Below are 19881 nucleotides of genomic sequence, written 5' to 3' on the forward strand. Positions count from 1 at the left end.
AGCCGTGAACATTAGGTGAATTGCAGAACAGGTCGTTCCAAACATTGACGTACCAATCGTCCGTCAGTCGCCAGCCGTTCATCTGGATTCTCCCCGAACCATTCGAGACTGCCCGTTTTAAGTGTTAACGCTTGCTTCAGTTCTTCGAAAAATCTCTCATAATCAATGATTCCATTGAACAACGGTACCATGCCGTCACGTGTCCCCCCTGCCGCATATACGTTTGCCGGATTAAAGACTTCGAATTGATCCGTCTGGGCAATTGACTTCAAGTGAAGATGTTCAATGACCGGTTCAAGACGACGATAAGCAGTGACCGGATCAGCACCTGATTCGACGACATGAAGGACGTCGAAGTTCACACGGCAAGCCGGATGGTTCACTTCTCGTACTAACCGTTCCGTTGATTCAATCGTGTCCGCTGCTGTATTTGGATGAATTTCAATTAATAACAGTTGCTTACTTTGATCTAGAACCTTACAAACGCCCTGCAACTGATATACGAGCCGGACCCGTTCCGGTTCGGTCAATTGCTGACTTGACTTGTTGCCCGCAAAAATCCGGATCCGACGTGTTCCGATTCGTTGTCCTAGACGGGATAACGCTTTCGTCTGTTCAAGCAACACCGATAACGGTGCGTCAAACGATAGATAGTGACTCAACATACTGACCTCTATAGGGTGTTCGCGTAGACGCAATACTTCATCGTCCTGTAAATGCTTCGCATGAACCCCCCAAATATCTACTGCATCAAACTGCTCCGTCAACGCATAGGATAATAAGTCGTCAAACGAGCGGAGATGATGGCGATAGCTGATGGTACACAGTGCAACTTTCATCTGTTTCCCCTTCTTTCCGGCAGTATTGGTTAAATAATCCGATGAGCCGTTGTTTGATTGTATCTTCTAACATTGCTTGATCTGCGAGCAATGCTTGAATCTCAGTTAAAACAGCTGGATCGTAAGTCATACTGTATTTAATTGTCCGGTGCTGGATGACAGTATATTGATTGACGAGTCGTTCGATTCGATCACACCACCCGTCGAAATCGGAAGAGACTAAATCAAGACCTAACTGTTCATAAAAATAAGCGAAAGCATGTTCATAGGCATATTTACGGATCGCGATGACCGGAAGTTGTTTTAGAGCAGATGGTAAGCGAATTGGTGCTTCCTTATGATGCGAGACAATTTGTCCGACTGCTTCCGTCAACGGGTGGTGCCGCTTGAGACCACTCATGAAGTAGGCTGCGACCGTTTCCCGATTCGGAAGTTTGACGTGACTCCCGTCAAACCAGAACCCTCCAGCGACAGTCGGCTGATCGATTGCCTGGATGATCCGTACGCGATCAATTTCACCTTCGTATCTAAAATCCGGGTCCATCATCCGCCATGTCTCTTCGTCATCTGTTGGTTCAAGCATCACATAATGTGGAAACACGTCATGGTGAAACTTGTTTTCCCGCTCCGGTAACTGCGCGAGATCAAGCATGACGATAATCGATTGTTCCGGTCGTTTCGTCTTCATGAGTCGTTCAAGGTTCATGATATTCGTAGCCCGTGACAGGGTCCGGTCATACCACTGATGGACTGTGATTCCGTACAGTAACCGGTACCACTCGACCATCGTTTCATGGTTAATCTCCGGGGCATGATGTGATAAAACAAAATCGGACGTCAAGCCAAAGTCGGCGTCCCAAATCCCGAAATAATACGGACGATGATCTGCTTCTGACCGTTTGATTGTTTCACAGACACAACTGACGAGACAGTGAACTTTTATCATTAAAGCACCTCCTTTTTTGTTAGCGCAGCTAAAAATATTTCAACCGTCATCTGTGGAAGCTGTCCGAGTTGCTCGTCGGCTAGAACGAGACCGTATTCAAGTTCCAAATGAACGAGCAACTGCAACAATCGCATCGAATCCAGTTGCAGTTCATCGCGAAGCCGCTCCTGTCCCGTCACTTCCATCGGTAAGATGACATCGAGTTGCGCCTCGACGATTTGGTAAAATGTCCGCTCGTCAAGGACGGAACTCATGACGTCACCCCCAGTCGGATTCGACTGATTTTTCCGTTCGGCAGTTTTTGGATTTCCGTAACAAACATCCAGTCAGTCGGACATTGATGTGGAGCAAGATGCGCATGGCAAAACGAACGTAATGTCTCCTCAGTCGCCGAACTGACGACCTGGACACAGACTCGTTCGCCTTGCAGACAATCACTTTTTTTGAAGACGACGGCTTCTTCGACGTCAACGCGACGTAGTAGTACATCTTCAACATCTGCTGGATAAACGGATAGACCGGATACGTTTATCATTTCGTCCAAGCGGCTGAAGAAGAACAGTTCGCCGTTTTCCGACGCTCCTACCAAATCCTTTGTCCCCGTCCACGTTCCATCCGATTCGACCAGCAATTCAGCCGGTTGATTTATAGTTCCAGCCTCCGTTTGAAGATGTGGTAATGGATAGCCGATTGCCTGCGCTGTTTTCGGATTAGGATGTAAAGCGATGCAACCGGTTTCCGAGCACCCGTATTGCTGTAAAAGATGATCGGTCACATCCTGAATCGCTTCAAACCAACTATTCGGCAACGTCATACCGGAAATCATTACTGCAAACAACCGTTGCTTAAATTGACTGAGCAGATAGACAAGCCCTGGTCCCGCATACAAAATCGCATCCGGATGTACCCGACAGACACGCAAGACATGTCGCGGTGCCGTATGTTCGAGAATGACAGGTACTGCCCCCCGATATAGCGTCGCCATGACCCCGCAAATCAAGCCGAACGAATGTGATGTCGGACAGGCGACAATCGTTCCTGTTGCATGCGGTAACGGAAAACATTGATCGTATGCTGTCACTTCGCGTTCAATCGACAGCCATGTCCGGTGAATCACTTTCGCCTCTCCGGTCGTACCGGAGCTGAATTGAATCAGGCCTCCCGGACGAGGTTTTGCCGGCGTCAATCGAACCGGTTGTTGAAAATCACCATAAATTAAAAAGTCACAACCTGCTCGTTCCGCCATATCGCGTGCACCGACTTCCGGTAAGTCCGGATGAAGCGGCACGACCGTTCCTTGTGCTCTTTTCATGAGTAAACAAAAGGCGATCCAGGCCGCCGTGTCTTTAGTACAAACGGCAACAACTGCTGTCCCGGGGTCAGTGAGCCAACTTAACCGGCAAACGGGATGATCCGTCAGCATCTGTTCGGTATAAAGCGTCTCTTCAATGTATAACATGCGTTTCGCTTCCCTTCTTCGTCCTTGTATATAATGTATTACGGACAAGATGCCGGCACTGCCCCGTCTCGAATTTGCGCGCGAGGAGGGACTCCGTGTAAATGGTCGGTTCGCCGAATCCTAAGGCGGCAAAGCGGTCCGGCGACAGGTCAAGTCGGTCGAGTACCGCGGCAGCCCATTTAAAAAACGTTGTTTCTTTCAAGCCGTACTTGTCCTGCAACTGATGCGATAACTCCGTCAAATGAAATACAAATACCGTATCGCTGACGAGTTCGCGTAACGCCTCGACGTGTTTCATTTCGTAATACGTCCCGACCGGAGAACTAAAAGCGGGGTGGATAGCCTTAAAATCAGGTATCTCCTCCGGATACCGGACAAATTTTCCGACATATTCGACGCTATCATGAAAATCCCGCAGAATCAGTCGCGTCGGCCAGCCGTCTTTTAACACGAGCAAACTATTTTGGGCATGTGCTTCGAGAGCAAGTCCTTCTTCGGCAACGAGACGGAAAACCGGTTGTAAATAAACGTTCAGAAATTGTTTTACCCACTGTTCCATCCCGTATTTCTTGAACCACGGGTCAAGAAACAGTACCCTGTTCGCTTCGCTGAGGGCAAGCGCCGTAAAAGGGATGACTGTTTCCTCAGCTGTGACATTCGTCAGGACATTGTCGCGATAGAGACAGCCGATGCGCCCTGATAATTTTCCGTCCTTCGTCTCGACGACCTGACTGGCGAATTCGCGGAGCAACGTTACTGGAAGCTTTTCCGCTCTTCTGATCAGCCAATCGGATAACACTGGTGCCGCAACAATGTTCGGGACGTCAAACGTCCGTCTCGCCGACGTCTGGATGAGATCAAGTGGGAGCTTAATATGCGGAGCATCCGGTACGCCTGGTTGGAAAACAGTCCGGATTGATTGAGTCGCTTGAAACAGGGGACCGCTTTCTCCAAGGTCAATCCCGCCTGCCTCGAAGACGTCCATCTCGACGTGTCTCCATTGCCACGGATGGACCGGAACAATCCGATAATCGGCGGAATCCTTTGTTGCACGGATCAGGATCGCATTTAAGCACTCAAGGGTCGCTTGACCGAATGCCTTTTCCATCACACCGTTCATTTGTGTTATGTGTACAGTGGCAGCCGGAAGTGCGACGAACCGTAAACGAAACCGCTGTCCTGACTCCGGTCCATATCGCCAATGATCGGTGCGCGAAAATCCGATGCGGGACTTAAAGCACGGATGGTACGGATGTCCTTCGATTAACGCTTGCTCTAAAGCACCGTAGGTCATTTGCGTTCGTGCAACGATGGGAACGGGACAGATCTCATCAAGCACGACCGTTTGCTCGAGTTCTTGCCGGAGCGCATCCTTAATTTGAAAACACGCGATGATTCGCGCCAGTGTCATCGGCTGAACTTGATTGTTTTTGGTCAACAGACCTGTAGAAAGTTCGAGCCAGATCCGGTCAAATGCCCCGCGCCTCCCGTTAATCGTCAGTTCATACGGGGGGCGGATGAATCGAAACGTCGTACTGCCGTCTTCTCGCGGATGTTCACTTAACGGCTCGATCTGTTCGAACAAAAGTGCTTCAAGAAGTTGTTTGCAGACACGTTGTTCGCTCGTTTGCCTCATGAGGGACCTCCCGTTGTAATGGATTATCGATTTCAATAAAGATGACCCGTTCCCCGCTGACTTCCAGCTCGTCGAGTGCATGCAGACGTGTCAGCAAGTTCGCCTTGTACGGTAGCGTCTGACGTGAACGGACATAGTGAATCCAGTCTTGAGCCGGACCGGACAATGTTTGCTGTCGTTGATCAAACCAAGTTCCGAGCCAATCGAGCATGTCTTGTTCTCGCAAGAGTCCGTCTCGATCGAAACGGTGAAGTAATCCGGCCAAATGGTTCCAGACCACGTAATACGTTAACCGTTCCTCAATCGTCGACTCGTCATAAAACAGTTCTCGTGCCTGATCCAATGACGGTTCCAAAGACAACAATTTTTCTTCGCAGGACCGGGCGAGATAATACCCCTGGTTATCGCGGAACTGATAACGGATAGGCATTCCCTGGTCAACAGAAATCAAACTGTTTTGTTGGTGTGCCTCAAGTGCGATGCCGTAGTTGTCGTACAACTCGACCAACGCCCCGAGTGTCAGTTCGATATACGTTGCAAACCAGTCCCATGCAGCTTCTTCCAATGACTGATCCGCTTGTTTCGCTTCGAGGACGAGCGACATCAAAACGGAAGGTTCATTGTCCAGCGGTTCCTGGACGAGTGCAGCGACATTGATCGCGTCGGCTTGTGCTTCCCGGTAGATCACTTCAAAACCGGATTCTTCCACATCCGTCCAAAGTGTGGCGTATGCCGGATCATGCGTAATTGAAAATCCTCGGGGCAACGTCAAATGCCCGGCGAGACGTTTCATGACTATCCCTGCCGTTAGTTCATGCCTTTTGTTGACTCGGCGTGAATTCGTTACCTGGACGGGAATCGAAAACTTCAACATGTGCAAGCCGTCGGTATGTAAAACCGTCCGGATTGAGGATGTCGCATAATACAGTGGACCGAGCTGCCCGAGGTGACGGATCCGCCCTTGTGCTAATAATTCCTTAACAGTCGTTTGCATCAACAAAAACTGAGTTTGCAGAGGGTGTGCCGGCAGAAGTGCTTCCCCAGCTGAAAGTTTTACCGTTGATCCGAGTTGCTTGAACATCTGTTCACTGATCAGCCAGTCCGTCACACTTTCCTCAATCAGTAAAGTCCGATCAACGGCAAAATAATCGAGTTGGAAACCGTTTTTAAATTCCGGAGCATATGCGATTTGTTCCCAGTCATGCATCCCCACCCGACTTTTCGGCGTCGGGTGGAACCAATGTCCGAACCGAACTGTCTGTTCATGTTCAAGAAATGTATGAGCTCGCGTCGTCTCGTCCAACTGATGTGTGATGATTTGACACATCACCCGATGGCTGTCGAGGACCCGGTATAATAAATCCGTTAATCCCGGTACAAGCCGTTGAAGATGTTTGCAACATGCAATGATGAAGACAAGAGGTGCTTCTTCCACCAATCCGCTCGGAGTCTGGCGATAAATCCGCCCGATCTCATGTCGTCCAATGCGTGAACGATGACGGATTTCGAGGATATAGACTGTTGTCACATCAATTCGGCAACCAATATTACCGAATTTCTCTCTCTCCTCCTCTTTCGGAATGAACCAATCAACTGTTTTGACTTCACGGAGATAACTATTCGCAAATGCCTGAAGCGTTGCCTGGATTGCAATCTCATCGATTCGTTCTTTTCGTGTTGTCATGACTGCCACTATCCTTCCATCAATTGATAACCATTCTCATTATAAGAAAAGAGAAAAACGGGTTTCCCCGTTCCAGCGTGTAAACAAACTCTTATGAAGAGTGGACATGCTATATCGAAAAGCGACCAGTTCGCGCTTCCCTGTCTCGCCTCGTCTTCAAAGCGATTCAAGACGGATTGCGCTCTAGATCGTTTGCATGCCTGGCTTTCCGTCACGATATCACCTTAAAAGTGTCACGTTTCGTTGACTCCTACGGGAAAAAGTGCGTTTTTAACGCACTGTTAGAGGCAGGCAAGACCCTGCTCGTTGTCCGATAGGATTAAGGAGCAACAGCTTGCGCCTCGCCCGAGGAAAGCAACGAAATAAGACGCTTTTTGCTCCCGATAGCACTTTGTCTACAGTTTGAAACAGGTTTCCCCGTTCCTCTTCCTGCTCTGTAATTGATTATTTCAGTAAAACGTCTTCCAGTTCTTTTAACCCTTTTTCACGTTCAATCGGGTCCCAAAAGCCCCATGTCGTTGATAGCTGATGGACTTGATCTTTTTTAACTGCCGTTAATCCTTTCCAGACCTTTCCGTTTGTTACTTCATCGTAGTAAGGACCACTGTTGAAGTAGGACAGATCGATGATATGGTCCGGATTGTATTTCGCCAACCCTTCGATGGAAATGTTCTCCCCGAAATCTTTTGGTAAACCTTTCGTCGGTGTTAATCCGATGTCGTCAAACAACAATGAGTTTGTCGCATGATTTGTCAGACCGTAAACGCGAATATCTTTTTTATTGACCGATACGGCCATAAACGTTTCGTCTTTGACACTGTCCTTGATGCGTTGTCCGATATTCTTCGCTTCTTCCGACAAGTCATCGATGACTGCTTGCCCTTCCGCTTTTTTGTTGACGGCTTCCGCAACTTTCAAATGGTCTTCTTTCCAGTCCCCACCGACTTCGACTGCGACAGTCGGAATCGTTTTCGCCAGTTTATCGTAAAGTGGTTTGTATCGGTCGCTGATGATCAGTAAATCCGGATTGAGCTTAACGATTTCTTCCGGATTAATTTCGTCGGCATATGGTAAGGCTTTCGTTCCTTGTAGTTCTTCCGTCAAGTGGGGCGGAAACTCATTGTCATACGCCATGACCGCATATGGTTTAACGCCGACTGAAACAAGTGAGCCTTCCCATGAGACGTGCGATAAGACGACGACCTTCTTCGGATTGTCCGGAACTTCTGTTTTCCCGAAAATATGTTCGACCGTATGGACGGCTGTTGTCTGTTTAGCTGGCTGTTCGCTTGCTTCCCCTCCACATGCAGCTAAAACTGCACATGTCGCAAGGACTGATGTTACACCTATGATTTTTTTCATTATTTTCTTTTCTCCTCCCAAACTCGTTCTACATTAGTAATGATAATCATTATCACTTAAAAACAACATGGACAAACCTGTCAACTTTCATGGACAAATCAATCGTTTGTCCTGTTCGATGTAAGTCAGGAATTGGCGTAACATATGAATCCGTCCGAGCGGTCCCCATGGATCCCAGTCAACACTGTCCGGACAATAGACGCGATGCGTGCTGACTGCTTTGAGCGTTTGCCAGACGGCATCATGTTGAACCCGTTCGATATCCGTCTGTTGGCTCCACAAAATCAATAGGTTGTCCGGTTCAATCGTTTTCAGTTCTGATAACGTGACGGCTTGGTAAACCGTCTCCGGTAAACCGGTCGCACTTGTCATTCCTAAATCGTGAAACAAAAAATCAAGCATCGTATGCTGACCTGTTCCATAAAGCCGCACTTCGTCCGGTCGAATCCAAATTACCGCCCACGTCCCCGTCCGGTGCCACGCTACCCGTTCCCGAACGGTTTGTTCCAACCGATCGACCTCCTTCATAATCGGTTCCAGGCGTTCTTCCCGATTTGTCGCGATTGCCAGCAAACGCAGATACTCGCTCCAACACGTCTGGCGGGACAATTCGAGGACGTGTTCTGTCGGCGACCAGCTGACATCATGCTGTTTATCGAGATCTGGTGTCTTGATGATCAAATCCAGTTGCATCGATTCAAACACTTCACGCGGTGCGGGGCGATTGGCGTCATAAAACTGTGTACCTTCCAAATCGGTTAAAAATACAGGCAAGCCACTCGCTCCGTATTCCGTCGGATAACTTGGTGCAAGAATCGGTTGCAGACCAAGCGCCAGCAAGTGGTCCTGCAATAAAAGACGGCTGGCGATACCGATACGGGGCGAGACACGTTTCAAAAAGTGTGTGGGAGACGATCCTGTCCGCTTTTTGAATAAACGGCTAAAATAAAATTCATCTTGCAAACCAACCTTTTGAGAGATTTGTGCCAACGTCATGTCCGGCGCCGTCAGCATCCACTCTTTCGCTGTTCGAATGCGGAGTTGATTTAAGTACGCTTTAGGTGTTTCGGCATATCGCTCCTTAAACAGCCGATTAAATGTCGGCACAGACATCCCGAGCTCCAGTGCCAGTTCGTTGACAGGACGCTTATCGCCTAATTGTTCTAGCCATTCTTTCGTCACTTGTTCGAATTCATGTTTTTCCTGTTCGTGGCTTAATGTCTCAAGCAACTCGTAAACGAGACGCTGTTGGCGTAGCATACCCTTTACGGTCGTCGGACTCGTACTCATTCTTCGCAACTGTGCGTGAAGTTGTTCCGGATCCTGCCGGTAAAGTGGGCAACGGTCTCCGGTTACGGAAAGATGATAAACAAGACTGCTCTCTTTCGTAGCTGCCAATACTTCTTGCGTTTGATCGACCCACGCGCTCTCACCCGGTTGTAACCGTTGGCGGTCGTCATATAAAAACACCTTGCCGACAACGACAATGATGATGCCCGAATTGACCGGTTGCCGGTCCCCTTCTAGAAACCAGTATTTTTTGATTATTAATGGTTTTAAATTCACTTCCATAGTGTTTGCTCCCTAAAAAAACATTTGACAAAAATTTGCTATTCGATGTAAGTTTAATCGCGTTGATAATGAATATAATTCTCATTTAAAAAGGAGAGACGTTTATGGACGCATCTGCACGCCCTCATCCAACAGCTATCGTTCTTTTGATTACGCTTTTTCTGTTTTTCTTATGTAGCGGATTATCACTCTTTTACGGAGCTTTTCCGGTCTCTTCGGACACAGTCCTCGCATCGTTCCATTCGTTTGATGCCAATAATCTGCAGCACCAATTAATTCAAGAAGTTCGCCTTCCGCGTTTAATCTGCGCAGGACTTGTCGGAATTGCCCTGGCTTTGTCAGGAACAATGATGCAGGGATTGACTCGTAACGCATTGGCCGACCCGTCCCTGCTCGGTATTACCCATGGGGCTGGCCTTGGGGTCGCGATTTCCCTGGCTTTTGTTTCTGCCCATTCCTTCTTCAGTTCGCTGATGTTCTCTTTTGGCGGTGCAGCCCTTGGTACAGGGCTCATCGTTCTTATTACGGTTTTCACACGTGGCCGTTTTTCACCTGTCACGTTGACCGTCGCCGGAGCCGCACTCAGTGCATTGTTCGGTGCGCTTTCAACAGGCATCACTTTGTTTCATCAAGTTGCCCAAGATTTAAGTTTCTGGTATGCCGGCGGGTTATCCGGCTCTAAATGGGAACATGTCCATGTTCTTCTTCCCATCGTCTTAATCGGTATGGCGATTTCCCTACATATCGCGAGAAGCATGACCGTTCTCTCGCTCGGAGAAGAGGTCGCGGCAGGTCTTGGATCGTCGTTGATGAAAGTCCGGATTCTCGGATTTTGCAGTATCGTCCTGCTTGCTGGGAGTGCCGTATCAATCGCTGGTGTCATAGGTTTCGTCGGTCTTGTCATTCCACATATCAGTCGTTTTCTTGTCGGAACGAATTATTATTTCCTCCTGCCGGTCAGTGCATTATTCGGGATGACACTTCTCATTGTCTCCGACTTACTCGCACGAATGGTTAATCCCCCGTTTGAAACACCACTTGGAGCCATTACGGCCGTAATCGGGGTTCCTTATTTTCTTTACCTTGCACGACGAAAGGTGTTGGCAATCTGATGGATATGTGGAGCGCTCTTCAAAAATCACGTTTTACGTTTCTTAGCTTATGTGTTCTTCTTATCGTTACATTTTTATACAGCCTCTCAACCGGCATTCTTCCCGTTTCGTTCAGTTCAATCAGCCGGACCATAATCGGGCAAGGAACGAATGCAGAACGGTTGATCTTGATTGACCTGCGACTGCCTCGGATGCTGCTGGCTCTCTTGATTGGATCAGGTCTTGCTGTTTCCGGGACACTGCTTCAGGGCATGTCACGCAACGCTTTGGCCGACCCGGGTATTCTCGGGATTAATGCAGGGGCCGGGCTGTTTGTCGTCATGACCCTGTTTTACTTTCGTTCCGCTTTACACCAGCTCCCGCTTTTGCCATTCGTCGCTTTTTTGGGTGCAATACTCGTCGCCTGGACGATTTATCGGCTAGCAGGAGCAACTTCGCTACGGCCTGCCAGCCTGTTGTTGGTCGGCGTCGGGATCAATGCTTTATGCGGTGCCCTTTTAATCATTTTTCAGTTGAAGATGGATCCAAGAGATTTCCAGCAAGCAACCGTCTGGCTGACAGGAAGTATTTGGCAAGCAGATTGGTCGTCCGTCTTCATGCTTACGCCCTGGATCGTCCTTTTCATCCCGCTCGCATTTATGCAGAGTCGTTCGTTGAACTTGTTGCAATTGAGCGGTTCACTGCCGCAAACCTTAGGGCTTCAGGTTGAACGCACTCGTAAGCGTATTCTGTTCGTTGCTGCCGCTCTTGCTGGATCCTGCGTGTCGGCTGGCGGAGGGATTTCATTTATCGGTCTGCTCGCTCCTCATATCGCGAGACGACTCGTCGGTCCGAACCATTACAGCCTGATTCCGGTCGCCGCGCTTGTCGGTAGTCTGCTCGTATTGTTAGCTGATTTAATCGGAAAAAATCTGTTGGCCCCGGCTGATATTCCGGTCGGGATCGTCATCGCCGTTCTCGGTGCACCGTACTTTATCGTATTGCTTTTTCGTAAATGAAGTGTGACCGATTCGTTGGGTTCTTAACGAATCGGTCACATGTTACAAACTTTTCGTTTTTTGACCGAGCATCTCATAATATACTTGACTGCTGTCGAGTATATAGGACGGTACCGGCTGACCACGGCGCTCACGATGACCTGCGAGATGGACATCACTCGTTTCCCAGGCTTTCCAGTCCTTTTCGGATTTCCAGCGGATTAAAATCACTACTTCCTCATCGTCGCATGTCCGCTTTTTTTTCAAAACGCTCAGATCAACAAATCCTGGCTGCTGTTCGATGATGCCTTCTCCTGCAAATCGTTCAATCATTGTCTCCGCGTAGCCTTTTTCAACACAAATTGTTTTCAGTTGGATAAACAGATGTATCACTCCCCTTAATTGATAATGAATCTCATTTTCGTTATCAATATAGCATTATACTCCTTAAAATTGTCAATCCCGTACTAGAATTTATTTCTTTTTTTTGAAATCCGAGCGATTTAACGTAAAAAAAGATGCATTCGCGTTCGAATGCATCTTAAACAGGTTAGTTTAGGCGGTTGGTTGTTCCGCTAAGAAACGCTCGAACGCGATGTCCGGATTATCGGTCTCATAACGCGCGACGAAGGCACGATAGGAGCCGCTGTAGACGATTTTTCCATGATGGAGAAAATGCATCTTGCACGGCAGGTGAGCGACTTCATGCAGTATGTGTGTCGACAATAACACGATTTTTTGACGGTCGAGTAACGCACCAATCGCTTCGACGACGAAACGCCGTGACTCCGGATCAAGCCCGACCGTCGGCTCGTCAAAGATATAGAGTGTACGATTGAGATGACAGACCGTCCGGATGATTAGCCAGCGTTTTTCACCGGCTGACATCTGACCGAGCCGTAAGTCTTGCAGACGCTCTAACCGGCTTCGCTCCTGTTCGCGTAACGAGGCGACGTATGTCTCCCATAACGAACGGAACGGCTCCGACCGGTCACTTTTCAGAATCAACCGGACTAAATCTTTTCCTTTTAGCATCGGCGGGAGCGGTGCCTGCTGCAATTGATAAAGAATCTCTGTCCGTTCAAACGGCGGTTGAAATCCGTCCGCCGGCAGTGCCCCGGCGACAACGTCAAACAACGTCGATTTACCTGAACCGTTTAAACCGATCACGACATTCAACCGTTCCGGATCGAGCTCAAGTTCCGCTTTATCTAAAATCATTTGTTTTTCATCATAACTGTAATCAATCTTCCCGAGTTGCATCCGTCCGTCCCCTTCCGTTAACGATTTGTCTTTGATGTGATTGACAACCGCTGATAGGCAACGTAGCCGACTACTATATAAACAATCACGCCTGTCAGAATCGATAAACCCATCATCCCGTCACTGACACTGCCTGTCAGGAAGCGGGCTTCATTCAAGATTAAATTCGCCGGATTCAGGAATGAAAAAAATGCAAGCAAACGATTATCCGTCAGTTCGAATACATCGATAAAAATGAAGACGCCAAAAATTAAAATCGTCCCGAGCGGTGTCATCGTCTCCGGCTTCAACGGGAGCGCTGCAATCAGCAGGCTACAGGCAAAGACCGGCAGTGGGACGATAAGCGCAAGTAATCCTGTCATCAGCAAGGTCTTCAGCAACGGTTGATGAAACACGATCGCCATCATCAGACTGGCAGCGAACATGTTCAACGTGAGGAAAAACCATTGCGATATGAGACGCCCGAAGATGACCGGGAATTTTTGCCCGGACAAAAACGTATACATCTTCAAAAAGCCGCTTTCCCGCTGGTTAAGTAATGAAATACCGATTCCATTGATTGCGGTCAACACGATCATGATCGTAAAAAATTGAATCATCGACGTCTGAAAGACCGGCCACGTCGGGGAATCCTTGAACCATTCGAAGTGGCGCATGAGAACGATGACAAGGGGTACGGCGAGCGTATAGAGATAAGCAAACTTATTGAAGAACATTTCTTTGTTGTAAAGCAAAAAGAATTCATAACTTTTCCGCACGCGATTACCTCCTAGTTTCTAACCCAATAAAATCCATAATCAATTTGATTCTTACATTATCTTACTATACGCTAATAAGAGAAGAAATGTTTCAAAAAATGGTTTCTTCGAACACTCTCCAACGGAACAGAAGAAAGGACGTGATTGGTATGAAACGATGGATTGTGAGTGCCGTCTTAGCCGGCTTGCTTGCCGGGTGCTCCGGGGAACCGGAAGCACAAAAAACGACGACACCGGGTATTACCTTCACGCAAGATAATAAAACAATTAAAATTATCCCACTGTATGATGCCTATCAATCATATGTCGATGCGGCACTGAAAGCTCCGATGGAAAATGGAGCGCTGTTTGAAAAATACGTTTTAGACGCTAAAGACGAGTGGATTGAGAAGGAAAAACTGACAGATACTTATACAGACCGACGTATTTTAGAAATTCCTGCTGACAATGTCGAAGAACTGAATAAAACGATTGCCTTCTTAAAAAAACACCAAAATTCCATTCATCAACAGATTAAAAAAAGTCTTCAGACTTCCATCAAAGAACTGCCGAGAATCGATAAGTTGACGGTCTTCGTTGCGCCTTATAATATCCATAACGCAGCTGAGATTCAACGCTTCGGTGGCGTCACCGGTTTTGCGTCCGGGACAAATATGTTCACCCTCTACTTAGCAAAAGATTTTTCAAAAGATACACTGGCAAATGCTGTCGCCCACGAATACCACCATACCGTTGCTTTTGAAAGCAACATGCACGACTCGATATTCAACAGTATCATCTTAGAAGGTGAAGCGGACATGTTTGCTGCACAGGTTTATCCAAAAGGTAAATCGGAAGCGACCGAACCGTTGCTCGATCATACATTAGAAAATCTATTGACACATATCAACAATTCTTCCGTGAGTGACTACGACTTACGGTACGGAAATTATGAGAAAGAAATTCCGCCATTTGCCCAATATTCGCTCGGCTTTATGATTATGACCGACTTCATTCAGAAAAATCCTGATATCCCAGTAAAAGAATGGACACACATGCCGACTGAGGAAATTTTGAAAAAGAGCGGTTATGCGAAAAAGCTGACAGTACAATAAAAAATAGAAACCAGCCCGGCGCGGATGACTCTATCCACACCGGGCTGGTTTTACTCTGCTTCGTACCGTTTGACGATTGTCGCGACCCCTTGTCCCCCACCGATACAAAGCGTCGCCAATCCTAACGATTCCCCTGTCCGTAACATCTCGTGAATCAACGTCACCATGATCCGGGCGCCGCTTGCACCAATCGGATGACCGAGGGCGATTGCCCCACCGTTTCGGTTGAGCTTCCCCGGGTCGAACTGCAATTCCTGTCCAACAGCAAGTGCTTGTGCCGCAAAGGCTTCATTCGCTTCGATGACATCGATTGCGTCTAGCGTTAGGTTTGCTTTCGCTAACGCTTTTTCGACCGCTTTGACGGGACCGATTCCCATGATCCGTGGGTCGACGCCTGACGTTCCGTTCGCAACGATTTCAACGAGTGGTGTCAGTCCAAGCTCCTTCGCTTTGCGGGCAGACATGACGACGACGGCTGCTGCCCCGTCATTGATGCCGGACGCATTGCCCGCTGTCACCGTCCCGTCTTGTTTAAAAGCAGGACGAAGCCGACCGAGACTATCGATCGTCGTGCCGGCACGCGGAAATTCATCTTCAGAAAAAACAACAGGTTGCCCTTTACGTTGCGGAATCTCGATTGGCGTAATTTCGTCTTGAAAACGCCCTGCCGCAATCGCGGTTACGGCCTTTAGCTGACTCGAAGCTGCGAACTCATCTTGCGCTTGCCGTGATAAGTCATATTCCGTTGCGAGGTTTTCTGCCGTAATCCCCATATGGAAGTCATTAAAGGCACATGTCAACCCATCCTTGATGATTGTATCGACGAGCGGTTGGTCCCCCATCCGTAAGCCGGTCCTTGCCCCGTTTAAGACATACGGCGCCTGACTCATGTTTTCCATCCCACCGGCAACGATGACATCCGCTTCACCCGACTTGATCGCTTGAAAAGCAAGCTGGATCGCTGTCAGTCCTGATCCACAGACTTTATTGACCGTCAGTGCCGGGCACGATTCCGGTAAGCCGGCAGTGAGTGCTGCTTGCCGGGCCGGATTTTGACCGAGACCTGCCTGTAAGACATTGCCGAAGATGACGTCTTCGACCGCTTCCGGACGAATACCGGCGCGGTCGATTGCAGAACGGATGACCGTCGCACCAAGTTCTGTCGCTTTGATGTCTTTTAAACTTCCGTTAAAATTTCCGATTGCTGTACGTGTTGCACTGACGATGACGACTTGTTCTGACATGACTATTCCCCCTTGATTCAAACGTTCCCCTTTAAAAAACATAAAATCTACTTTTTTAGTAATCTTTTTTGCACGTTAATCCGATAAAGAGTATGAATGGAAAAATAACATACGCGAACTTAGTCGCTCCATCTAAAATAAGTAAGCGCTTCCAATTATCCTCTTATTTCATTTAACAGTCGAAAGACGGATTGGTCAATCGAATGAGACAGATTTCTTATATGACATTATATTTTGAAATTTCTTCTATTTCCTTAATGATTTTACAAGTATAATACTCTATATAACAAGAAGATGGTAAGAAGCATAGGATTAAGGAGTTGATTGGCGATGGAGACGATATTTTATGATGTGTTAAACAACATCACACTCTTGATGAGCGCGTTTTACTTGATCGGTAAGATGTCGCCTCATCCGATCACGACCGAGTCTAAACGATCTACGCGCATTCTCTATGGGATCTTTTTAAGCATCGTGTCGATTTTATTGATGCAAATGACGATTGAACCGGCTCCCGGGATTCTCGTTGACTTACGACACATCCCGGTCATCGTTGCAGCCTATTTCGTCGGTCCGCTCCCGACGTTTATCGTGACGGCGACGATCGTGATTTATCGCTTTAGCGTCAATACGAATTTCGCTGCCTACGCGGCCTGTGTTTTTATCTTATGTATCGCCTTTGGCACGTCCTATATCGTCAGAAAAATGCCGGTCTACTCCAAACGGACATTTATGACCGTGACACTGTATGCGACGACGATCCATATGATCATTTTAGGAATCGTCCTATGGGACACGGGTGTGCTGGTCGAAACGCTTGCTGTCATCATTCCTGCATCCTTTATCAGCTGTTGGCTGACGTTACTGATCAGCCGTGACATCCGCCTTACGAAACAGACCGTCCAATCGTTACGGCAACGGACACAAATCGATTTTTTGACGGGACTGCATAACTTTCACGCCTTCACGAACTATTTGACCGATGTTAAACAAAGCAGCATCTTACAGGAAAAAACAGTCACGCTTTTAATGATTGACATTGATTTCTTCAAAAAGGTCAACGATACATATGGTCATGAAGCAGGCGATGAGGTCTTACGCCAGTTCGCGAGACGACTTGAGGACGGTGTCGGTGATGTCGGTTACCTCTCCCGTAACGGGGGTGAGGAATTTTCGGTACTCTTTGAGCATTCCCTCCTACATCAGGTAGAAACGCTCGCCGAACAACTGCGGATCCGGATCGAAACGACGCCTTTTACCATCCAGGGTCGTGACTCGATCCCAATTACCGCGTCATTCGGTCTAGCCAGCTTCAAGGAGACGACGACGCACATCGATGATCTCGTTTCCCATGCCGATATCGCGTTGTATCATTCAAAACAAAATGGACGAAACCAAGTGACACGTTTCGCCGTAGAACAAGAGGTCGCATCGACAAACCAAATCAGTTAGGGATGGACGTTTCGCTCAAAATCAGCTACGTTTGATAATGAGGTAGGTGAAGAAATGTGAAATTGACAAAAGGACCTTATATCATCATCGGTCTTCTCCTCGGATTACTGTTCGGTTTTATCGGAGATAACTTTTATCTGTATGTATCAGCCGGGATTTTAGTCGGGGCGTTACTCGAACTCTATGTCTCAATCCAACAAAAAAAAGAACGTAACAAAAAAAATCGTTCTTAAGGAGGAAGTCGTATGACTTTTAGTGATTTGTTTGTATCGACACTCGCTTATATCGGTGTCGCAACGCTCTTGCTCGCGATTGGCGTCGTTTTGTTTGAGGTGACGACGAAATCAAAAGAAATGGAATTGATCCGCCAAGGAAAAAAAGCTGCTGTTTATGCGTTCGGTGGGCGAATCCTCGGACTCGCGATCGTGCTCTACTCAAGTATCGCAAACTCCGTCAGCATCCTCGACATGGTGTTATGGGGTGCGCTTGCGATCGTCTTCCAAATCGTCTTGTTTTACCTCGCGGATTTACTCATTCCCCGTCTCAGTATGACAAAAGAAATCGATGCCAACAATGAAGCCGTCGGGCTCTTGTTATTGTTCCTATCGCTCTCGATTGGTCTCATCATCGCCGGTTCTCTTACATACTAAAAAAAAACGACAGAAAGTCCGAAACCGGATTTCTGTCGTTTTGTCATTTCTCAAGCTCATCAAGTTCTTGTTGTGAGCGCGGGAATCCATTCGCTTGCCACTCTGAGCGATAGATTGAGTCGAGTTTCGTCAGCCCGACTTCATCCGTATCCTTATCCGCATCCTGACTCGCTTCCCGGTCGAGGTGACTCAAATAATCTTTCAAATGACTTGGTGGACGTTTTGAACGCACTTTTTTCATCACGAATCCCGTTCCTGCCAGTACACCCGCACCGAACAAAAATCGTTTACGTAGTTTCATGAACGTTCCTCCTTTAACAAATCGGAAACTCCATCGTCTGCTACTCTACTATTCCCCGAATCCGTTCCACTCATTCCTTTAGACGAGGCCGCCGCCGTTACGTAAGACAGGGTGGGCGAGCAGCTTGACGTTTTCATGTTCGATCGTCAACACATGATCCGGTTGGCGCTCGAAGTACCCCGTTTCGACGACACCATGCCACGATTTTAACTCACGAACGAAATGTGCCACATCCGGGACACGGTCCAAAACGACATCTAAAATCGAATGACCGCCGTCCGTCACGAACGGTGTCTCCCCTGTCTTACGGAGCGTGTAGGAAATCCCCTTGTCTTGCAACAGCTGTTCAATCGAACTGCGCGCAAACGGTTCGACTTCGACCGGTAACGGTCCCGTCAGCCGTCGGACGAATTTTGAACGATCGGCGAGATACAACACTTCCCGTCCCTGTAAGGCGACGATTTTTTCGCGAAATAATGCGCCACCGCCGCCTTTGATGACTTGAAAGTGGTCGTCGATCTGGTCGATCCCATCGATGACAAGATCAAGTTGCGCGACTTCTGCGAGTTCGCGGAGTGGTATTCCGAGTTGTTTCGCCTGTCGCTCCGTCTCGACCGATGTGGCGACGGCTTCAATCTTAAGACCACCCGCGACAGCTTTTCCTAGTACTTCAATGAAATAGCGGGTCGTCGAGCCCGTACCGAGTCCAAGCGTCATGTTCGGCTTGATATAGGCCAGTGCCGCTTCGGCGATGAGTTGCTTGTCGTGCTCCTGCATCGTTCACCCTCCTCTGTCAAATCAATTCTTATAAGGTTTTCCCGGATTACCGTCCTTCTAATCAAAAAAACGGACCCGACGTCGCCGCCGAATCCGCTTTTCATTAAATGACAAAGAAATAGACACAACAGAAGTGCGCTAAACTTCCAAGTAGGACAAACACATGAAAAATCTCATGGAATCCCAGGTGTTTGAACGATAACGCATCCGGTTTCAATCCATAAATGATGCCGCCAATCGTGTAGAACATACCACCAAGGAACAATAAACCGATTCCGACCGGTGACAGGACGGCCGCAAGTGGCGTAATCGCGAAGACCATGATCCAGCCCATTCCGATGTAGAGCGTCGTCGATAACCAACGGGGACTGTTGAACCAAACTAACTTAAACGTAATCCCGAAGACAGCAATCAGCATGACGATTGAAAAGAGAACCCAGCCGGTCGGTCCATTCAGACTAATCAGACAAAATGGTGCATATGATCCGGCGATCAATAAATAAATCATCGAGTGATCAAGGCGTCGCCAGATGGCAATCGCCCGGTCGCTCGCAAGCACCATATGATATGTCGCCGAGACAGAATAAAGTGCAATCATACTGACGCCGAAAATAATCGCCGCGACGATGGCGAGGGCGGCCCCCCGTTCGAGTGATGCTTTAATGACTAGGGCAAGCAGTCCGACAAAGGCAAAGACGGCTCCGCCGAGGTGCGTCAATCCATTGATTGGTTCGCGCATATACGTTTTCATGAGT

At 48.0% G+C, this 19881-nt stretch carries 21 protein-coding genes; 6 read left to right on the forward strand and 15 right to left on the reverse strand.

Annotation, left to right across the window (positions count from 1 at the left end):
- Positions 1-11: 11 nt before the first annotated feature.
- From KNQ04_RS10215 to KNQ04_RS10250, 8 genes are all read right to left on the reverse strand, one after another.
- The gene (locus tag KNQ04_RS10215) at positions 12-839 is read right to left on the reverse strand and encodes a sugar phosphate isomerase/epimerase family protein (protein ID WP_214850375.1); all 828 of its coding nucleotides are present in this window, start codon (positions 837-839) and stop codon (positions 12-14) included.
- Complete coding sequence (locus KNQ04_RS10220; protein WP_214850377.1) at positions 787-1785, reverse strand: DUF6005 family protein; 999 nt, start codon at positions 1783-1785, stop codon at positions 787-789. The genes KNQ04_RS10215 and KNQ04_RS10220 overlap by 53 nt, the downstream gene beginning before the upstream one ends.
- Complete coding sequence (locus KNQ04_RS10225; RefSeq protein ID WP_214850378.1) at positions 1785-2039, reverse strand: hypothetical protein; 255 nt, start codon at positions 2037-2039, stop codon at positions 1785-1787. Before KNQ04_RS10225 ends, KNQ04_RS10220 begins: the two co-directional genes overlap by 1 nt.
- Positions 2036-3244, reverse strand: coding sequence for an AMP-binding protein (locus KNQ04_RS10230; protein WP_214850379.1), 1209 nt, complete (start codon positions 3242-3244; stop codon positions 2036-2038). Before KNQ04_RS10230 ends, KNQ04_RS10225 begins: the two co-directional genes overlap by 4 nt.
- Positions 3231-4880 carry an IucA/IucC family protein gene (locus tag KNQ04_RS10235; RefSeq protein WP_214850380.1) on the reverse strand — a complete coding sequence of 550 codons (1650 nt, stop codon included), beginning with the start codon at positions 4878-4880 and terminating at the stop codon, positions 3231-3233. Before KNQ04_RS10235 ends, KNQ04_RS10230 begins: the two co-directional genes overlap by 14 nt.
- Positions 4837-6564 (reverse strand): IucA/IucC family protein, encoded by a 1728-nt coding sequence (locus KNQ04_RS10240; RefSeq protein ID WP_214850381.1) that lies wholly within the window; start codon positions 6562-6564, stop codon positions 4837-4839. The genes KNQ04_RS10235 and KNQ04_RS10240 overlap by 44 nt, the downstream gene beginning before the upstream one ends.
- A 444-nt stretch (positions 6565-7008) precedes the next feature.
- On the reverse strand, positions 7009-7926 hold the full coding sequence (locus tag KNQ04_RS10245; protein WP_214850382.1) for an ABC transporter substrate-binding protein: 918 nt from the start codon (positions 7924-7926) through the stop codon (positions 7009-7011).
- A gap of 87 nt (positions 7927-8013) precedes the next feature.
- The gene (locus KNQ04_RS10250) at positions 8014-9498 is read right to left on the reverse strand and encodes a helix-turn-helix domain-containing protein (RefSeq protein ID WP_214850383.1); all 1485 of its coding nucleotides are present in this window, start codon (positions 9496-9498) and stop codon (positions 8014-8016) included.
- A gap of 104 nt (positions 9499-9602) precedes the next feature.
- On the opposite strand from KNQ04_RS10250, the gene KNQ04_RS10255 reads away from it, so the two are divergent.
- Positions 9603-10610: a FecCD family ABC transporter permease gene (locus KNQ04_RS10255; RefSeq protein WP_214850385.1), complete on the forward strand. Its 1008-nt coding sequence runs from the start codon at positions 9603-9605 to the stop codon at positions 10608-10610.
- Entirely contained in the window at positions 10610-11608 is a 999-nt protein-coding gene (locus KNQ04_RS10260; protein ID WP_214850388.1) for a FecCD family ABC transporter permease, read from the forward strand. Before KNQ04_RS10255 ends, KNQ04_RS10260 begins: the two co-directional genes overlap by 1 nt.
- Positions 11609-11650: 42 nt before the next feature.
- Here KNQ04_RS10260 and KNQ04_RS10265 read toward each other — a convergent pair whose 3' ends face one another.
- From KNQ04_RS10265 to KNQ04_RS10275, 3 genes are all read right to left on the reverse strand, one after another.
- Complete coding sequence (locus KNQ04_RS10265) at positions 11651-11971, reverse strand: antibiotic biosynthesis monooxygenase (protein WP_214850511.1); 321 nt, start codon at positions 11969-11971, stop codon at positions 11651-11653.
- Positions 11972-12142: 171 nt separating this feature from the next.
- On the reverse strand, positions 12143-12850 hold the full coding sequence (locus KNQ04_RS10270; protein WP_214850392.1) for an AAA family ATPase: 708 nt from the start codon (positions 12848-12850) through the stop codon (positions 12143-12145).
- A gap of 17 nt (positions 12851-12867) precedes the next feature.
- Positions 12868-13608 carry a hypothetical protein gene (locus tag KNQ04_RS10275; protein ID WP_214850394.1) on the reverse strand — a complete coding sequence of 247 codons (741 nt, stop codon included), beginning with the start codon at positions 13606-13608 and terminating at the stop codon, positions 12868-12870.
- 149 nt (positions 13609-13757) lie between these two features.
- Between KNQ04_RS10275 and KNQ04_RS10280 the strand changes: the two genes are divergently transcribed.
- Positions 13758-14702, forward strand: coding sequence for a DUF2268 domain-containing putative Zn-dependent protease (locus tag KNQ04_RS10280; RefSeq protein WP_214850395.1), 945 nt, complete (start codon positions 13758-13760; stop codon positions 14700-14702).
- A gap of 50 nt (positions 14703-14752) precedes the next feature.
- Here the strand turns inward: KNQ04_RS10280 and KNQ04_RS10285 are convergent, their stop codons facing one another.
- A complete protein-coding gene (locus tag KNQ04_RS10285) occupies positions 14753-15946 on the reverse strand; it encodes an acetyl-CoA C-acetyltransferase (RefSeq protein ID WP_214850396.1) in 1194 nt (397 codons plus the stop codon).
- A gap of 330 nt (positions 15947-16276) precedes the next feature.
- Here KNQ04_RS10285 and KNQ04_RS10290 point away from each other — a divergent pair, with 330 nt between their 5' ends.
- The 3 genes from KNQ04_RS10290 to KNQ04_RS10300 are packed head-to-tail and all read left to right on the forward strand — an operon-like array spanning position 16277 to position 18048.
- The gene (locus KNQ04_RS10290; protein ID WP_214850397.1) at positions 16277-17398 is read left to right on the forward strand and encodes a GGDEF domain-containing protein; all 1122 of its coding nucleotides are present in this window, start codon (positions 16277-16279) and stop codon (positions 17396-17398) included.
- Between the two features lie 56 nt (positions 17399-17454).
- Entirely contained in the window at positions 17455-17631 is a 177-nt protein-coding gene (locus KNQ04_RS10295; RefSeq protein WP_214850398.1) for a hypothetical protein, read from the forward strand.
- A 12-nt stretch (positions 17632-17643) separates the two neighbouring features.
- Positions 17644-18048: a DUF350 domain-containing protein gene (locus tag KNQ04_RS10300; protein WP_214850399.1), complete on the forward strand. Its 405-nt coding sequence runs from the start codon at positions 17644-17646 to the stop codon at positions 18046-18048.
- Between the two features lie 43 nt (positions 18049-18091).
- Here the strand turns inward: KNQ04_RS10300 and KNQ04_RS10305 are convergent, their stop codons facing one another.
- The 3 genes from KNQ04_RS10305 to trhA form a co-directional block, all read right to left on the reverse strand.
- Entirely contained in the window at positions 18092-18349 is a 258-nt protein-coding gene (locus tag KNQ04_RS10305) for a hypothetical protein (RefSeq protein ID WP_214850400.1), read from the reverse strand.
- Between the two features lie 78 nt (positions 18350-18427).
- Complete coding sequence (rpiA, locus tag KNQ04_RS10310; RefSeq protein WP_214850403.1) at positions 18428-19126, reverse strand: ribose-5-phosphate isomerase RpiA; 699 nt, start codon at positions 19124-19126, stop codon at positions 18428-18430.
- 103 nt (positions 19127-19229) lie between these two features.
- Positions 19230-19877, reverse strand: coding sequence for a PAQR family membrane homeostasis protein TrhA (gene trhA / locus KNQ04_RS10315; protein ID WP_214850405.1), 648 nt, complete (start codon positions 19875-19877; stop codon positions 19230-19232).
- Between the last annotated feature and the right edge of the window lie 4 nt (positions 19878-19881).

It is taken from the genome of Exiguobacterium sp. s193, from assembly GCF_018618755.1.
Lineage (GTDB): Bacteria > Bacillota > Bacilli > Exiguobacteriales > Exiguobacteriaceae > Exiguobacterium_A.

What these genes read in the sequence shown, in the direction of transcription:
- KNQ04_RS10215 (WP_214850375.1), bottom strand. Translation starts at nt 839, where the DNA reads ATGAAAGTTGCACTGTGTACCATCAGCTATCGCCATCATCTCCGCTCG.
- KNQ04_RS10235 (WP_214850380.1), bottom strand. Translation starts at nt 4,880, where the DNA reads ATGAGGCAAACGAGCGAACAACGTGTCTGCAAACAACTTCTTGAAGCA.
- KNQ04_RS10300 (WP_214850399.1), top strand. Translation starts at nt 17,644, where the DNA reads ATGACTTTTAGTGATTTGTTTGTATCGACACTCGCTTATATCGGTGTC.
- KNQ04_RS10240 (WP_214850381.1), bottom strand. Translation starts at nt 6,564, where the DNA reads ATGACAACACGAAAAGAACGAATCGATGAGATTGCAATCCAGGCAACG.
- KNQ04_RS10260 (WP_214850388.1), top strand. Translation starts at nt 10,610, where the DNA reads ATGGATATGTGGAGCGCTCTTCAAAAATCACGTTTTACGTTTCTTAGC.
- KNQ04_RS10270 (WP_214850392.1), bottom strand. Translation starts at nt 12,850, where the DNA reads ATGCAACTCGGGAAGATTGATTACAGTTATGATGAAAAACAAATGATT.
- rpiA (WP_214850403.1), bottom strand. Translation starts at nt 19,126, where the DNA reads ATGCAGGAGCACGACAAGCAACTCATCGCCGAAGCGGCACTGGCCTAT.
- KNQ04_RS10250 (WP_214850383.1), bottom strand. Translation starts at nt 9,498, where the DNA reads ATGGAAGTGAATTTAAAACCATTAATAATCAAAAAATACTGGTTTCTA.
- KNQ04_RS10220 (WP_214850377.1), bottom strand. Translation starts at nt 1,785, where the DNA reads ATGATAAAAGTTCACTGTCTCGTCAGTTGTGTCTGTGAAACAATCAAA.
- KNQ04_RS10280 (WP_214850395.1), top strand. Translation starts at nt 13,758, where the DNA reads ATGAAACGATGGATTGTGAGTGCCGTCTTAGCCGGCTTGCTTGCCGGG.
- KNQ04_RS10290 (WP_214850397.1), top strand. Translation starts at nt 16,277, where the DNA reads ATGGAGACGATATTTTATGATGTGTTAAACAACATCACACTCTTGATG.
- KNQ04_RS10225 (WP_214850378.1), bottom strand. Translation starts at nt 2,039, where the DNA reads ATGAGTTCCGTCCTTGACGAGCGGACATTTTACCAAATCGTCGAGGCG.
- KNQ04_RS10305 (WP_214850400.1), bottom strand. Translation starts at nt 18,349, where the DNA reads ATGAAACTACGTAAACGATTTTTGTTCGGTGCGGGTGTACTGGCAGGA.
- KNQ04_RS10245 (WP_214850382.1), bottom strand. Translation starts at nt 7,926, where the DNA reads ATGAAAAAAATCATAGGTGTAACATCAGTCCTTGCGACATGTGCAGTT.
- KNQ04_RS10230 (WP_214850379.1), bottom strand. Translation starts at nt 3,244, where the DNA reads ATGTTATACATTGAAGAGACGCTTTATACCGAACAGATGCTGACGGAT.
- KNQ04_RS10255 (WP_214850385.1), top strand. Translation starts at nt 9,603, where the DNA reads ATGGACGCATCTGCACGCCCTCATCCAACAGCTATCGTTCTTTTGATT.
- trhA (WP_214850405.1), bottom strand. Translation starts at nt 19,877, where the DNA reads ATGAAAACGTATATGCGCGAACCAATCAATGGATTGACGCACCTCGGC.
- KNQ04_RS10285 (WP_214850396.1), bottom strand. Translation starts at nt 15,946, where the DNA reads ATGTCAGAACAAGTCGTCATCGTCAGTGCAACACGTACAGCAATCGGA.